This is a genomic window from Isoptericola sp. NPDC057391 (genome assembly GCF_042668085.1).
GTDB lineage: Bacteria > Actinomycetota > Actinomycetes > Actinomycetales > Cellulomonadaceae > Isoptericola.
Window position 1 is genome coordinate 1 of sequence record NZ_JBHVBO010000019.1, and the last position, 13,964, is coordinate 13,964.

At 75.9% G+C, this 13,964-nt stretch carries 15 protein-coding genes; 2 read left to right on the plus strand and 13 right to left on the minus strand.

Annotated features, from left to right (window positions below; translation table 11 throughout):
- The 4 genes from ACFUVW_RS04670 to rpe all read right to left on the minus strand — a co-directional run.
- Window positions 1-463 (minus strand): PH domain-containing protein (locus tag ACFUVW_RS04670; RefSeq protein ID WP_430570190.1); only part of this gene is annotated, 463 nt, incomplete at its 3' end.
- A 61-nt stretch (window positions 464-524) separates the two neighbouring features.
- On the minus strand, window positions 525-1,373 hold the full coding sequence (gene hisG, locus ACFUVW_RS04675) for an ATP phosphoribosyltransferase (protein WP_430570191.1): 849 nt from the start codon (window positions 1,371-1,373) through the stop codon (window positions 525-527).
- Window positions 1,374-1,489: 116 nt separating this feature from the next.
- Window positions 1,490-1,753: a phosphoribosyl-ATP diphosphatase gene (locus tag ACFUVW_RS04680; protein WP_430570192.1), complete on the minus strand. Its 264-nt coding sequence runs from the start codon at window positions 1,751-1,753 to the stop codon at window positions 1,490-1,492.
- Window positions 1,754-1,892: 139 nt separating this feature from the next.
- Window positions 1,893-2,555, minus strand: a complete 663-nt coding sequence (gene rpe, locus ACFUVW_RS04685) for a ribulose-phosphate 3-epimerase (RefSeq protein WP_430570193.1) — start codon at window positions 2,553-2,555, stop codon at window positions 1,893-1,895.
- A gap of 38 nt (window positions 2,556-2,593) precedes the next feature.
- On the opposite strand from rpe, the gene ACFUVW_RS04690 reads away from it, so the two are divergent.
- The gene (locus ACFUVW_RS04690) at window positions 2,594-3,187 is read left to right on the plus strand and encodes a GNAT family N-acetyltransferase (RefSeq protein WP_430570194.1); all 594 of its coding nucleotides are present in this window, start codon (window positions 2,594-2,596) and stop codon (window positions 3,185-3,187) included.
- An 11-nt stretch (window positions 3,188-3,198) separates the two neighbouring features.
- Here ACFUVW_RS04690 and ACFUVW_RS04695 read toward each other — a convergent pair whose 3' ends face one another.
- The 9 genes from ACFUVW_RS04695 to mihF form a co-directional block, all read right to left on the minus strand.
- The gene (locus tag ACFUVW_RS04695; RefSeq protein ID WP_430570195.1) at window positions 3,199-4,722 is read right to left on the minus strand and encodes an RsmB/NOP family class I SAM-dependent RNA methyltransferase; all 1,524 of its coding nucleotides are present in this window, start codon (window positions 4,720-4,722) and stop codon (window positions 3,199-3,201) included.
- Window positions 4,719-5,702, minus strand: coding sequence for a methionyl-tRNA formyltransferase (fmt, locus tag ACFUVW_RS04700; protein ID WP_430570196.1), 984 nt, complete (start codon window positions 5,700-5,702; stop codon window positions 4,719-4,721). Before fmt ends, ACFUVW_RS04695 begins: the two co-directional genes overlap by 4 nt.
- Window positions 5,703-5,765: 63 nt before the next feature.
- Window positions 5,766-6,389 carry an HAD family hydrolase gene (locus tag ACFUVW_RS04705; protein ID WP_430570197.1) on the minus strand — a complete coding sequence of 208 codons (624 nt, stop codon included), beginning with the start codon at window positions 6,387-6,389 and terminating at the stop codon, window positions 5,766-5,768.
- Window positions 6,389-8,737, minus strand: coding sequence for a primosomal protein N' (locus tag ACFUVW_RS04710; protein WP_430570198.1), 2,349 nt, complete (start codon window positions 8,735-8,737; stop codon window positions 6,389-6,391). The genes ACFUVW_RS04705 and ACFUVW_RS04710 overlap by 1 nt, the downstream gene beginning before the upstream one ends.
- A 156-nt stretch (window positions 8,738-8,893) precedes the next feature.
- Window positions 8,894-10,111, minus strand: coding sequence for a methionine adenosyltransferase (gene metK, locus ACFUVW_RS04715; RefSeq protein ID WP_430570199.1), 1,218 nt, complete (start codon window positions 10,109-10,111; stop codon window positions 8,894-8,896).
- A gap of 76 nt (window positions 10,112-10,187) precedes the next feature.
- Window positions 10,188-11,471, minus strand: coding sequence for a bifunctional phosphopantothenoylcysteine decarboxylase/phosphopantothenate synthase (locus tag ACFUVW_RS04720; protein WP_430570200.1), 1,284 nt, complete (start codon window positions 11,469-11,471; stop codon window positions 10,188-10,190).
- Between the two features lie 55 nt (window positions 11,472-11,526).
- On the minus strand, window positions 11,527-11,844 hold the full coding sequence (gene rpoZ, locus ACFUVW_RS04725) for a DNA-directed RNA polymerase subunit omega (protein WP_430570201.1): 318 nt from the start codon (window positions 11,842-11,844) through the stop codon (window positions 11,527-11,529).
- Window positions 11,845-11,922: 78 nt separating this feature from the next.
- Entirely contained in the window at window positions 11,923-12,531 is a 609-nt protein-coding gene (gene gmk / locus ACFUVW_RS04730) for a guanylate kinase (RefSeq protein WP_430570226.1), read from the minus strand.
- 88 nt (window positions 12,532-12,619) lie between these two features.
- Window positions 12,620-12,931 carry an integration host factor, actinobacterial type gene (gene mihF / locus ACFUVW_RS04735; protein WP_380323750.1) on the minus strand — a complete coding sequence of 104 codons (312 nt, stop codon included), beginning with the start codon at window positions 12,929-12,931 and terminating at the stop codon, window positions 12,620-12,622.
- Between the two features lie 207 nt (window positions 12,932-13,138).
- Here mihF and ACFUVW_RS04740 point away from each other — a divergent pair, with 207 nt between their 5' ends.
- Entirely contained in the window at window positions 13,139-13,936 is a 798-nt protein-coding gene (locus ACFUVW_RS04740; RefSeq protein WP_430570202.1) for a class I SAM-dependent DNA methyltransferase, read from the plus strand.
- Window positions 13,937-13,964: the final 28 nt, after the last annotated feature.

Below are 13,964 nucleotides of genomic sequence, written 5' to 3' on the forward strand. Positions count from 1 at the left end.
GGACGTCCTTGGGGAGCTTGCTGAAAAGCGGGGCGTGCGGATTGCGGTTCTTGGCCGCCTCCCGTCGGGCGATCGCCGCGTCCGTCTGGTCACCGCAGGCGCGCTGGATGCCCATCACCGCGATCGTGCCGCCGTCGGCGAGGTCGAGCCGCACCCACGGGTCGTTCGGGCCGAGCCGGACCTCGACGATCTCCGGCCACGCGAGCGTCCGGGACCGGACGAGGTTGCGCACCCGCAGGCCCTCCTCCGACGGCACGGCGTGCACGCCGCCGAGCCGCCACAGCAGCCAGGTCACGCCCAGCGCGAAGACGACGAAGGAGATTTTGTTCACCGCGGCGGCGCCCATCGGCCCGTTCGAGCCGAGACCGACGACGACGCTGCCGACCGCGGCGACCACCCACACGAACCAGGCGGCGACCTGGCCCCACAGCGGGCGGAACGTGCGGAACCGTGACGTGCTCATGCCCACCACGCTGCCACCGCCCGCGCGTGCTCGACAGGTCGGCGGGCGCCGACCCGCCGGGTCACAGGCGGCTGGCGTGGATGGAGGTGACGATGATGCCGCGCGCCCCCACCTCGTACAGCGCGTCCATCACGCGGTTGGTCTCCGAGCGCTTCACCATCGACCGCACCGCCGCCGACTCGCCGTTGTGCAGCGGCGACACGGTGGGCGACTCGAAGCCGGGCGTCACCGCGACCGCGGCGTCCACGAGCTCCATCGGCACGTCGTAGTCCATGAGCACGTACTCGTGCGCGGTGATGACGCCCTGGAGGCGACGGGTGAGCACCTCCAGCCCCGCCGGCTCCGCCACGTCGCTGCGGCGGATGAGCAGCGCCTCGGAGCGCAGGATCGGCTCGCCGAACACCTCCAGGCCCGCCGCGCGCAGCGTGGTGCCCGTCTCGACGACGTCGGCGATGACGTCCGCGACGCCGAGGCGCACGGAGCTCTCCACGGCGCCGTCCAGGTGCACCACGGCCGACGGCTCGATCCCCCGCTCGCGCAGGTACGAGCGGACGAGCGTGTCGTACGACGACGCCACGCGTCGGCCGGTGATCTGCGCGACGTCGGTGATCGTGCCGGCGGGCGCCGCGAAGCGGAACGTGGAGGCGGCGAAGCCCAGCGGGAGGTGCTCGACGGCGTCGGCCCCCGAGTCGAGCAGCAGGTCCCGGCCGGTGATGCCGACGTCGACGGTGCCGGACCCCACGTACACCGCGACGTCGCGCGGGCGCAGGAAGAAGAACTCGGCGCCGTTGTCCGGGTCCGCGAGCACCAGCTCACGGGTGTCGCGGCGCTGGCGGTAGCCCGCCTCGCGCAGCATGTCGGAGGCCGGGACGGAGAGGGACCCCTTGTTGGGGACGGCGATACGGAGCACAGCGGTTACCTCGCTCGGATCAGGGCTGGGGTTCAGGACGGGACGTGTCGGGCGACTGGGCGCGCGCGACGGACGACGGGGCCGCACCGCGGGCGGTGCGGCCCCGGTCCGGGCGCTCACAGATGCGCGTACACGTCCTCGAGCGTCAGTCCCTTGGCCAGCATGAGCACCTGCAGGTGGTACAGCAGCTGCGAGATCTCCTCCGCGGCGGCCTCGTCGGTCTCGTGCTCGGCGGCCATCCAGACCTCGGCCGCCTCCTCCACGATCTTCTTGCCGATCGCATGCACGCCGGCGTCCAGCTCGGCCACGGTCCCCGACCCGACGGGGCGGGTCGCGGCCTTCTCGGTCAGCTCGGCGAACAGGGAGTCGAACGTCTTCACCCGCCCAGCCTAGACGCCGGGACCCCTCTCTCCGGGCCGGGTTCCGGTCCTCGGGACGGTGAGTTCTGGATGTTCAGGGCGCTTGGCACACTATTTTTCCGAAGGTATGGCGAGGTCATGGGAGGCGCCGTCCGCTGCCTCAGTGCGCGTGGGCCGACGCCAGACCGCGCAGGGCCTCGATCTCCGCCGGGACGTCGTCGGCCCCGTACACCGCGGAGCCCGCCACGAAGACGTTCGCCCCCGCGTCCGCCGCCCGCTCGATCGTGTCGCGCGACACTCCCCCGTCGACCTGGATCCAGACGTCGAGCCCCGACTCCCCCACCGCCTGCCGGGCCCGCCGGATCTTCGGCAGCGTGCCGTCGATGAACGACTGCCCGCCGAAGCCGGGCTCCACGGTCATGACGAGGATCATGTCGATCTCCGGCAGGAGGTCGAGGAACGGCTCCACGGGCGTGGCCGGCCGGAGCGCGACGCCCGCCCGCGCGCCCAGGCGCCGCAGCTCGCGCGCGAGGCGCACCGGGGCCGTGGCTGCCTCCGCGTGGAACGTCACCGAGGCGGCGCCGGCCTCCGCGTACGCCGGCGCCCAGCGGTCCGGGTCGTCGATCATCAGGTGCGCGTCGATCGGCACCGGGGAGACCTGCGACAGCCGTTCGAAGACCGGCAGCCCCAGCGTGAGGTTCGGCACGAAGTGGTTGTCCATGACGTCCACGTGGGCGTAGTCGGCGGTGGCGATGGCCCCCAGGTCGCGCTCGAGGTTCGCGAAGTCGGCCGACAGGATGCTCGGGTTGATCAGCGCAGGCATGCGCCCAGCGTAGGCGGCGCAGCCACTACGCTCGCCCCGTGCCACCGCTCCCCTCCCCCGCCGAGCCGTCGCCGACGACCGCCGCACCGACGACCGCCGCACCGACGACCGCCGCACCGACGGCTGTTGCGGCGCCGGTCGTGCGCGCCGCCGTCGCGGACGACCTGCCCACCGTCGCGGCGATCCTCGAGCCGTACGTCACCGGCACGGCCGTGACGTTCGACGAGCAGACTCCCGACGTCGCCACCTGGCGGCAGCGCCTCGTCGACCTCGACGCCCGCGGCCTGCCGTTCCTCGTGGCCGAGGTCGACGGCGCCGTCGTCGGCTACGCGTACGCGGCGCCCTGGCGGCCCAAGGCCGCCTACCGGTACACGGTCGAGGACACGATCTACCTCGCGCCCGCCGCCCAGGGCCGGGGCGTCGGCTCCCTGCTCATGACGGCGCTGCTCGAGGCCTGCACGCGCGCCGGCGTGCGGCAGGTCGTCGCCGTCGTGGCCGACGACCCCGCGGCGGCCGGCTCGCTCCCCCTGCACCGGCGGTTCGGCTTCGAGGTCGCCGGCGTGCTGCGCGACGTCGGGGTCAAGCACGGCCGCTCCGTGAGCACGACGCTGCTGCAGCGCACCCTCGCCTGACGAGGGGTCGGTCAGCGGAGCCGGCGCAGCAGCGTGACGTGCATCGCGTCGGTGCCGTGCACGTGCGGCCACAGCTGGACGTCCAGGCCGTGCGCCCCGCCGTCGTCGGCGCCCAGGTCGATGTCCGCGCCGGGCACCAGCGCGCCGCGCAGCGCCGACCGGGCGTCGATCCGCTCCGCGTCGTCGCGGCGGCGCAGCACGTCGTCGACCACGAGCCGCGTCTCCGCCAGGTGCGGGGAGCAGGTGACGTACGCGACGACCCCGCCGGGACGCACCGCGTCGAGGGCGGACCCGAGCAGCTCCCGCTGCAGCACCGTCAGCGTGCCGAGGTCCGCCGGCGTGCGACGCCAGCGCGACTCGGGGCGACGGCGCAGGGCGCCGAGCCCGGTGCAGGGGGCGTCGACGAGCACCCGGTCGTAGGCGGCGGGCTCCTCGGCGCCGACCTCCCGCCCGTCGCCCGTGCGCACGCGCTCGACGACGTCGCCCGGCACGGCGCGCAGGGCCCGCTCGACGAGGCGCGCACGGTGCGGCTGCACCTCGTTGGCGACGAGGGTGGCACCCCGCTCCCCCGCGAGCGCCGCGAGGAGCGCGGCCTTGCCGCCCGGCCCGGCGCAGAGGTCGAGCCAGCGGGCGTCCGGTCCGTCGAGCGGGGCTCCCGCGAGGGCGAGGGTGACGAGCTGGGAGCCCTCGTCCTGCACGCCGGCGCGGGCGTCCGCGACGGCGGGCAGCGCGGCGGGGTCGCTGCCGCCGGCGAGGACGAGCGCGGTGGGCGCCCAGCGGCCCGCCTCGAGCCGTACGTCGGCGTCGTGGGCCTGCTCCCGGAGGACCTCCGGGCCGGCGAGGCCGGGGCGCGCGACGAGCGTGACGCGGGGCGCGGCGTTGTCGGCGTCGAGGAGGTCGGCGATCTCGTCCGGGCTGCGGCCGTGGCCCGCGAGCGCCTCGCGCAGTGCGCGGGCGATCCACACGGGGTGCGAGCCGGTGGTGGCGAGGGCGGTGACGGCGTCGGGCGCCTCCTCGGTGAGGAGGGAGAGCCAGTCCTCGAGGGGGGTGCGTCCGACGGCGCGCAGGACGGCGTTGACCATCTGGGCGGGCCCGGCGCCCACGCGGTCGCGGGCGAGGGCGACAGTCTCGGAGACCGCGGCGTGGGACGGGACGCGCATGCCGAGGAGCTGGTGCGTCCCGAGGCGGAGCACGTCGAGCACCTCGGGGTCGAGCTGGTCGAGGGGGCGTGTCACGCAGCGGGCGAGGATCGCGTCGTAGCGTCCGCGCAGGCGCAGGGTGCCGTACGCGAGCTCGGTGGCGAAGGCGGCGTCGCGCCCGGTGATGCGGCGCTCGCGCAGCAGGGGCGGCAGCACGAGGTTGGCGTAGGCGTCGGAGCCGTCGACCTGGCGCAGGACGTCGTAGGCGGCGGTGCGGGCGGGGTCGGTGCGGCGGCGGCGTTCGCCGGGTGCCTGGGCGCTGCGGTGCGTCTCGCCGCGGGTGCGGGCGGCGCTGCGCTGGCGGCCCTTGCTGTTGCGGGAGCGGTCCGCGCTCATCGGGCGTCCTGCCCGAGGCGCAGGCCGGCGTCCGCGGTGTCTCCGGTGAAGAGACCTCGGGCGCCGCGGGCCCAGTCCGCGGCGGACATCGGCTTCTTGCCCACGGGCTGCACCTGGCCGAGGGCGACGGCGTGGGTGGCGGTGCCGACGAGAACCTCCTTCTTGCCGGCGCGCACCTCGCCGGGGGCGAGGTCGGTGACGTCGGGGCGCGGGGTGACGGGGCCGAGCCCGAGGCGGGCCCCGGGGGCGGCGTCGGGGCCGGTGGTGGGTGGCAGCGTGGTCCACGCCCCGGGGGCGGGGGTGACGGCCCGCACGCGGCGGTCGACGGCGAGGGCGGGGTCGTCCCAGCGGACGCGGGCGTCGTCGGTCGTGACCTTCGGCGCGAGGGAGGCGCCGTCGGCGGGCTGCGGCTGGGGGGCGAGGCGGCCGTCCTCGAGGGCGTCGAGGGTCGCGACGAGCAGGTCGGCGCCGCTGGTGGCGAGGCGGCCGAGCAGGTCGCCGGAGGTGTCGCGGGGGCGGATCGTCTCGGTGGCGGTGCCGAGCACGGGGCCGGTGTCCATGCCCTCGTCGAGGAGGAACGTGGTGGCGCCCGTGACCTCGTCGCCCGCGAGGACGGCGTGCTGCACGGGGGCGGCCCCGCGCCACGCGGGCAGCACGGAGAAGTGCAGGTTGACCCAGCCGAGCCGGGGCGCGGCGAGCACGTCGGGGCGCAGCAGGTGCCCGTACGCCACGACGGGTGCGGCGTCGACGTCGAGCTCCCGCAGGCGGGCGAGGAACTCCTCGCCGCGGGGGCGCTCGGTGAGCACCGGGGTGCCGGCCTCCTCGGCCGCGAGGCGTACGGGGCTGGGCACGAGGCGGCGGCCGCGTCCGGCGGGCGCGTCGGCCCGGGTCAGGACGGCCACGACCTCGTGGCGTGACGCCAGGAGGGCGCGCAGGGAGGGGACGGCAGGGTCGGGGGTTCCGGCGAAGAGCAGGCGCACCACCCGATCGTAGTCGGGCGGCGACGCGCGGCGGCCCGGTCGGGGCGGGCCGGCTGACCGCGCCTACCGTGAGACGGGCAGCCCGAGGGAGCGCAGCGAGGCGCGCAGCGCGGGGGTGTCCGTGAAGCGGACGGCGTGGAAGCCCAGCTCGCGGGCCGCGGCGACGTTGGCGGGACTGTCGTCCACGAAGACGGCGCGGGAGGGCTCGACGTCGTGCGTGACCGCGAGGTGGCGGAAGATCGCCGGGTCGGGCTTTGCGAGGCCCACGCGCCCGGAGACGACGACGTGCTCCATGCGGGCCGTGGCGGGGGCGGCGCCGGCGGCGTGCCGGAACAGCTCGGCGGACCAGTTCGTGAGCCCGAGGAGGCGCACGCCTGCGGCGCGCAGCTCCTCGACGAGCTCCGCCGAGCCCGGCACGGGGCCGGTCAGGGTGCCGGGGAAGCCCGCCACGTACTCGTCCAGGAGGGGCTGCAGGTGGGGACGGTCGTCGAGGCTCGCGCGGGCGTCGGCCCAGCTGCGGCCGGCGTCCTGGGCGAGGTTGAACGCCGGGAAGTCGATCTCCGCCATCCACGCGTCGACCTCGGCGCGGGTGCGGCCGGGGAACGCCCCGTAGGGGTCCCAGCCGACGAGCACGTTGCCGAAGTCGAGCACCACGGTGTCGACGAGGGCTGCGGCGGGGGCGGTCATCAGAGCATCTCCTTCGGGTCGACCTGCACGCGGACGGTGCCGCCCTCGCGCCGGGCGGAGCGGACGGCGAGGGAGGCGCGCAGCTGTGCGGCGAGCTCCCCGCCCTGGGCGAGCGGCACGCGCAGCACGGTGCGCACCTGCGGCTCGAGGGTGGCGCCGCGCCGCGGGTCGGCGTCGGGCTGCTCGACGGGGCCGAGCACGGTGTCCGGACCGGCGAGGGCGACCCTGCCGACGAGGGCGTCCACGGCCCCCCGGTCCCCCGTGACGGCCGCGACGCGGACCGTGGGCGGCAGCGCCAGCTCGCGGCGCTCGCCGAGCTCCCGGTCGGCGAGACCACCGGGGTCGTAGCGCACGAGGGCACCGGTCGGGGCGGGGGCGGCGTCCCCGACGAGGAGCACCTGCCCGCCCGCGCGGGCGGGGTGCACGAGGGCCGCCGCGGCGAGCCAGCGGTGCAGCGCCTCCGTGGCAGTGGCGAGCCCGGTGCCCGCGGTGGCGACGGCGGCGTCGAGCAGGAGGGCGACGGCGTACCCGCCGTCGGCGACGGGCTCGGCGCCGGGGGTCGCGACGACGAGCGCCGGCTCGGGCCCGACCCGGTCGAGCACACCGGCGGGCGCGGAGGACGCGGACACGCGCACGGGCGTGCCCGCGAACGCCCGGCCCAGCTCCTCGGCGGTGCGGTCGGACCCCACGCGGACGGCGCGCAGCCGGGTGTCGCCGCACTCCTCGCAGCGCCAGCCGCCGGCGAGGCGTCCGCACCAGGAGCACTGCGGCGCGCCGCCGGTGCGGGTCATGCCGAGGGGGCCGTGGCAGGCCCCGCAACGGGCGGCGGTGCGGCACCTGGCGCAGGCCACGACGGGCAGGTAGCCGGTGCGCGGCACCTGCACGAGGACCGGGCCGCGGGTCAGCCCGTCGCGGGCGGCCCGCCAGGCGGCCGTCGGCAGCCGTGCGGCCGCGCCCGGGCCCTCGGCGGCGAGCTCGACGGACGTGAGCGCACGCACGCGGGGGGCGCGGGCGCGCAGCACGTCGCGGGGCGCGGCGATCTCGCGCGCCCACCCGGACGCCAGCAGCGCCTGCGCCTGCACGGTCCGCCCCGGAGACGCCAGCAGGTACGCGGCCTCCTCGAGGTCGCTGCGCAGCGCGAGGACGTCGCGCGCGTGCGGGTAGGGGGCGTGCGGCTCCGCGAGCGTGTCCTCCCCGTCGCCCCAGAGCACGACGAGCCCGAGGTCCGGCACCGGGGCGAACATCGCGGCCCGCGTCCCGACCACCACGTCCGCGAGGCCGTGGCGGGCCCGCAGGAAGGCCCGGTACCGGGGGGCGGGCCCGTCGTCGGCCAGCAGGCGCACGACGTCGTCGAGGCCGGCCCCGGCGAGGGCGCCCACGACGCGCTCGACGTCGCGGCCGTCCGGCGCGACGACGAGGACGCGGCGCCCCCCGGCGACGGTGGCACGTGCCGCCTGCGCGACGGCCTCGGCCCAGTGCGGCACGTGCGCCGGCCCGTCCCCGGACGGCGGCGCCAGCCCGGGCAGCGGCGTCCACACGGCCCGCGGCGCACCCCCGGCGAGCAGGTGGCGGCAGAACGCCTCCCCGCCGAGGTAGGACTCCCACGCGGCCACGGAGCCCGCAGCGACGGGCCGCACCGCCCGAGGACTCCTGGGAGGCAGAGCAGGCACGGTCGGCGCGTGGGTCGTCGCGGCGCCCCCGGACGCGCCCTGGGCGGCCTCACGGGCCTCCTGAGGGGCCTCCTCGCCTGTCGACGCGCCGTCGGCGACGTCATCGACGCTCTCCTCAGCCGCGTCGTCCGGCACGGCCGTTCCCCCGACGTCGGCCTCGACGTCGGCCTCGGGCTCCGCGAGTGCGGCGAGGACCTCCTTCTCGACGCGGGCGTGCCGCGGCGGCACGGCGAGGCGCAGCACGTCAGCGAGGGTGCCCGCGTACCGGTCGGCGACGGCGCGGGCCAGCCGCAGCACGGGCTCCGACAGCACCGGGTCGGCCGAGACCACGCGCTTGAGCGGCACGAGCCGACCGTCGTGGTCGGACGTCTCCCGACGCTCCACCACGTAGCCGGCCACCTCCTGCGGCCCGAACCGCGCACGCACCCGGACGCCGGGCCGGGCGTCGTCGGCCATCGGCACGGGCACCAGGTAGTCGTACGGACGGTCCAGGTGAGCCGGCTGCAGGTCCAGCACCACGCGCGCGACGGGCAGGTCGTCGGCGACGGGCGTCGCGCCCAGGGCCGCCTTCCCGCCCTTCCCGGGCTTGCGCCGCCCCTTCGCCCCGGCGTCGCGCGGTGCCGGGACGTCGTCGAGCCCGAGCAGCGCGGGCTGCTCGGGCTCGGAGATGTCGGTCACGAGGCCATCCCATCACGCCCCGCCCACGAGCCCGCACCGTCTCCACCGACCGCGGTGACGGCGCGACACGAGGGTCCGGTCATCAGGACACCGCGAGACGAACGCTGAGCGTGGCGGCAACCACGGACGCGACCACGGACGCGACAAAGCGAAGAATCAGACCGCAGCCCGCAGCGCGTCGACACGGTCCGTGCGCTCCCAGGTGAATCCGGACAGCTCGCGGCCGAAGTGGCCGTAGGCGGCGGTCGCGGCGTACACCGGGCGCAGCAGGTCGAGGTCGCGGATGATCGCCGCGGGGCGCAGGTCGAACACGGTCTCGATGGCGGCGGCGATCCGCTCGGTGGGGACCGTCTCGGTGCCGAAGGTCTCGACGTACAGGCCCACGGGGTGCGCCTTGCCGATCGCGTAGGCGACCTGCACCTCGCACCGGCGCGCCAGCCCGGCCGCGACGACGTTCTTCGCGACCCAGCGCATCGCGTACGCCGCGGACCGGTCGACCTTGGACGGGTCCTTGCCGGAGAAGGCGCCGCCGCCGTGGCGCGCCATGCCGCCGTACGTGTCGACGATGATCTTGCGGCCGGTGAGGCCGGCGTCGCCCTGCGGACCGCCGACGACGAACTTGCCCGTCGGGTTGACGATGAGCCGCGCGTCCGCGGTCTCGACGCCCGTCTCCTGGGCCACCTGGGCCAGCACCGGGGCGATGACGATGTCGGCCACCTCGCGCTGCAGCTTCTCCTGCACGATGTCGGCGTCGTGCTGGGTGGACAGCACGACGGTGTCGATCCGCACCGGACGGTCGCCGTCGTACGCGACGGTCACCTGGGTCTTGCCGTCGGGGCGCAGCCCGGGCAGCTCGCCCGAGCGGCGCACGGCCGACAGCCGCTCGGCGAGCCGGTGCGACGTCCAGATGGGCAGCGGCATCAGCGACGGCGTCTCGTCCGTGGCGTACCCGAACATCAGGCCCTGGTCGCCCGCGCCCTGCGCGTCGAGGGGGTCGCGGTCGAGGCCCGGCCCGGAGGCGTCGTCGCGCTCCTCGAGGCTCTTGTCGACGCCCTGCGCGATGTCGGGCGACTGCTGGCCGATCGACACCGAGACGCCGCAGGAGTCGCCGTCGAACCCGATGGCCGACGACGTGTAGCCGATGCGGCGCACCACCTCGCGCACGATCTGCGGGATCTCCACGTACGCGTCGGTGGTGACCTCGCCGGCCACGTGCACGAGCCCCGTGGTCACCATCGTCTCGACCGCCACGCGCGAGCGCGGGTCCTGCGCGAGCAGCGCGTCGAGGATCGCGTCGGAGATCTGGTCGCAGACCTTGTCCGGGTGGCCCTCGGTCACGGACTCGGACGTGAACAGGCGCAGCGCATCGGTCATGGCGGACAGCCTACGGGCAGGGGGCCGCCTGACCAGGCCCCCCAGAGAGGAAAAGTCTCACATGCTGGGGAGAATCTCAGATGCTGGGCAGCGTCTTTGCCACGACGTCCCAGATCGCGTCGGCGACCTCGCGCTTCGTGCCGGCGGCCTCGGCCACGACCTCGCCGCGCCCGTCGAGCACCGTGACGGCGTTGGTGGGTGCGCCGAAGCCGCGCCCGGAGCCCACGGCGTTCACCGCAAGCAGGTCGGCCCCCTTGCGCAGGGCCTTGCGGCGCCCGTGCTCGAGCACGGAGCCGTCCGCGTCGCCGGTCTCGGCCGCGAAGCCGACGACGAGCTGCCCAGGGCGCAGCCGGTCGTGGGCGAGCTCCGCGAGCACGTCCGGGTTCTCCACCAGGGTGATCGGCGCCGGGCCCGCGCCCGGCACCTTCTTGATCTTGGCGTCCGGCACGTCGGCCGGGCGGAAGTCGGCCACCGCCGCGGCCATCACGACGACGTCCGCGCCCGGCGCGCCCTCGCGCACGGCGTCGCGCAGCTCGGCGGTGGTCTCCACCGGGACGACGACGACGCCCGACGCCCGCGTGGCCTCGCACACGGCGTCGTCGAGGTTGGCGGCGACGAGCGTGACCTCGGCGCCGCGAGCCCGGGCGGCCTCGGCCAGCGCGGCGCCCTGGCGGCCGCTGGACCGGTTGCCGATGAAGCGCACCGGGTCGATCGGCTCGCGGGTGCCGCCCGCGGAGACGACGACGGTGCGGCCCGACAGGTCCCCGTGGTGCCCGCTCCCGGTCGCCGAGGCGTCCGCGCCCGCCGCGCCCGCCACGTCCGACGCGCCCGCCACGTCCGACGCGGCCGCGAGGGCCACGCGGGCGATCTCCTCGGGCTCGGGCAGCCGACCCGGCCCGGTGTCGGCGCCGGTGAGGCGGCCGCTGGCCGGCTCGATCACCGTGACGCCGCGCTCGCGCAGCGTCGCCACGTTGGCGCGGGTGGCGGGGTGCTCCCACATCTCGGTGTGCATGGCGGGAGCCATGACGACCGGGCAGCGCGCGGTGAGCAGCGTCGAGGTGAGGAGGTCGTCCGCCCGGCCGGTCGCCGCCCGGGCGAGCAGGTCCGCCGTCGCGGGGGCGACGACGACGAGGTCGGCGCCCTGCCCGAGCGCGACGTGCGGGACGTGCGCGACGTCCTCGAAGACCTCGTCCGTGACGGGCTCGCCGGACAGCGCCTCGAACGTGGGCGCCCCGACGAACCGCAGCGCCGACGCGGTGGGGATCACGCGCACCGCGTGCCCCTGCTCGCGCAGCAGCCGCAGCAGCAGCGCGGCCTTGTACGCGGCGATGCCGCCGCTGACGCCGAGCAGGATCCTCATCGCGCGCTCCCTCGTCGCCGCAGGGAGACGCCGGTCGCCGACCGGCGTCAGGCCGTCAGAAGGTGATCTCGTCGCCGGGGTCGGCGACCGGCTCCGCGGCGGCCGCGGGCTTCTCCTCGACCGGGGTCGAGGTGAGCAGGCCCTCGTTGATCTCGCGCATGGCGATGGAGAGCGGCTTCTCCTGGTTGCGGGTCTCGACCAGCGGGCCCACGTTCTCCAGCAGGCCCTCGTTGAGCTGCGAGTAGTAGGCGTTGATCTGGCGGGCGCGCTGGGACGCGTACAGCACGAGGCCGTACTTCGAGTCGGTGCGCTCGAGCAGCTCGTCGATCGGCGGGTCGGTGATGCCGATGGGCTGGGCCACGGTTCCGGCCATGGGTCACACTCCAGACAAAGTTCGGTGACGAGACGTCAGGGGGTCAGCGGTCCATCCTACCCGCGGTGGCGCGCCGACCTACAGCGCGACCCGGGGTGCTGCGACGGAGGTCACGCCCATCACCCGCGCGAGCCGGTCCGTGGCGTGGGTGACGTCGTCGTTGACGATCGTCACGTCGAACTCGGCCTCCGCGGCGAGCTCGGTGCGCGCCGTGCTCAGGCGGCGTTCACGCTCCTCCGCGTCCTCCGTGCCGCGGCCGACGAGTCGCCGCACCAGCTCCTCGAAGCTCGGCGGGGCGAGGAAGACGAACTGCGCGGCGAGCCCCCGCGACGCGACGGCCTCGCGCACCTGCCGGGCGCCCTGCAGGTCGATCTCCAGCAGCGTGGGCACGCCGGCGGCGAGGTGCTCCTCGACCGGCCCGCGGGGCGTGCCGTACCGGTGACGGCCGTGCACCACCGCCCACTCGAGCATCTGCCCCTCGGCGACCATGCGGTCGAACTCCTCGGGCGAGACGAAGAGGTAGTGCACGCCGTGCACCTCCCCCGGGCGCGGGGGGCGCGTCGTCGCCGACACCGACAACCACACCTGCGGGTAGCGGGCGCGCACGTCCGCGGAGACGGTGCCCTTGCCGACGGCCGTCGGTCCGGCGAGCACGGTCAGCCGCGCCGGCGCCGCCCCCGCGCCCAGGGCGTCGGGCGCGTCGTCGGGAGCGCTGTCCGGCGCGGTGACGGGGGCGTGCTGCGGTGCCGGACGGCCGGCGGGTGGTGCGGAAATGTCAGCCAAACCTCTCGATGAGCGCCGAAGCCTGGTGCGGCCCGAGGCCGCGGACCCGGCGGGTCTCGGCGATCCCGATCTCCTCCATGATCGCCCGGGCCTTCACCTTACCGACCCCCGGGAGCGACTCGAGCAGCGAGACGACCTTGAGCTTGCCCACGACGTCGTCCTTCTGCCCCTGCTCGATCACGTCCTTGAGGGAGCCCTGGGAGTACTTCAACCGGTTCTTGATCTCCGCGCGGACGCGCCGAGCCTCGGCCGCCTTCTCGAGAGCCGCAGCACGCTGTTCCGGGGTGAGAGGGGGGAGAGCCACGCAAGTCACCTACTTTGTCGGTCCGCCTGATGAGGGAACTGCTCCCTCGAAAGTAGCCACGACCTGCGAAGGCGGCAATCCGTAGCGCAGGGCGGGTCGCCCTCCGACCGGGAGGAAAGCGGCATTCGGGTCACGACATCGTCGCAGGTCGCGGCCTGCGCCGAAAAGTGCTCCTCCGTCCCGCGCTCGGCGCCCTACGGTCGGGTCATGCCGACCGACCCGAGCACCACCCCGCACGCCATGCCGGACGCCGTCGAGGACGGGTGGTTCCCCGAGAGCGTGGCCGCGTCCTACGACTCCTCGACGGACCGCGAGTTCGACCCGGCGGTCGTCGCGCGCACGGTGGACGTGCTCGCCGGGCTCGCCGGCGACGGCGCCGCCCTCGAGCTCGCCGTGGGCACCGGTCGCGTCGCCGCGCCCCTCGCCCTGCGCGGCGTGCCGGTGCACGGCATCGAGCTGTCGCGCGCCATGGCGGCGCGCGTCGCGGACAAGCCCGGCGGCGACCGCGTGGCGGTGACCGTCGGCGACATGACGAGCGCGCGCGTGCCCGGGGAGTTCTCCCTCGCCTACCTCGTGTTCAACACGATCGGGAACGTCACGACGCAGGACGGCCAGGTGGACTGCTTCCGCACCGCGGCGGCGCACCTACGCCCCGGCGGGCACTTCGTGGTCGAGGTCGGCGTCCCGCCGCTGCGCCGGATGCCGCCCGGGCAGGACACCGTGCCGTTCACCGTCGCGCCCGACGGCGCCGGCGGCGGGTACGTGGGCTTCGACCGGCTCGACGTGGTCACCCAGCGGTTCACGTCGAACCACGTCACCGTGGGGCCGGACGGCACCGGCCGGTTCCGGTGGCTGCCGTTCCGGTACGTCTGGCCGGCCGAGCTGGACCTCATGGCGCGGATCGCCGGGATGCGCCTGGTGCACCGCTGGGAGGACTGGGACCGCACGCCCTTCACGGCCGACAGCGAGCGGCACGTGTCCGTGTGGCAGGTCGCCGCGTCCTGACCACGCTGGGGAGCACGACGGGCCCGCC

Bases quoted from the DNA above. Each gene is read 5' to 3' on its own strand.
- rpe (WP_430570193.1), bottom strand. From the start codon at position 2,555: ATGCCTGCGCTGATCAACCCGAGCATCCTGTCGGCCGACTTCGCGAAC.
- ACFUVW_RS04695 (WP_430570195.1), bottom strand. From the start codon at position 4,722: ATGAGCGCGGACCGCTCCCGCAACAGCAAGGGCCGCCAGCGCAGCGCC.
- ACFUVW_RS04705 (WP_430570197.1), bottom strand. From the start codon at position 6,389: ATGACCGCCCCCGCCGCAGCCCTCGTCGACACCGTGGTGCTCGACTTC.
- metK (WP_430570199.1), bottom strand. From the start codon at position 10,111: ATGACCGATGCGCTGCGCCTGTTCACGTCCGAGTCCGTGACCGAGGGC.
- ACFUVW_RS04720 (WP_430570200.1), bottom strand. From the start codon at position 11,471: ATGAGGATCCTGCTCGGCGTCAGCGGCGGCATCGCCGCGTACAAGGCC.
- rpoZ (WP_430570201.1), bottom strand. From the start codon at position 11,844: ATGGCCGGAACCGTGGCCCAGCCCATCGGCATCACCGACCCGCCGATC.
- ACFUVW_RS04740 (WP_430570202.1), top strand. From the start codon at position 13,139: ATGCCGACCGACCCGAGCACCACCCCGCACGCCATGCCGGACGCCGTC.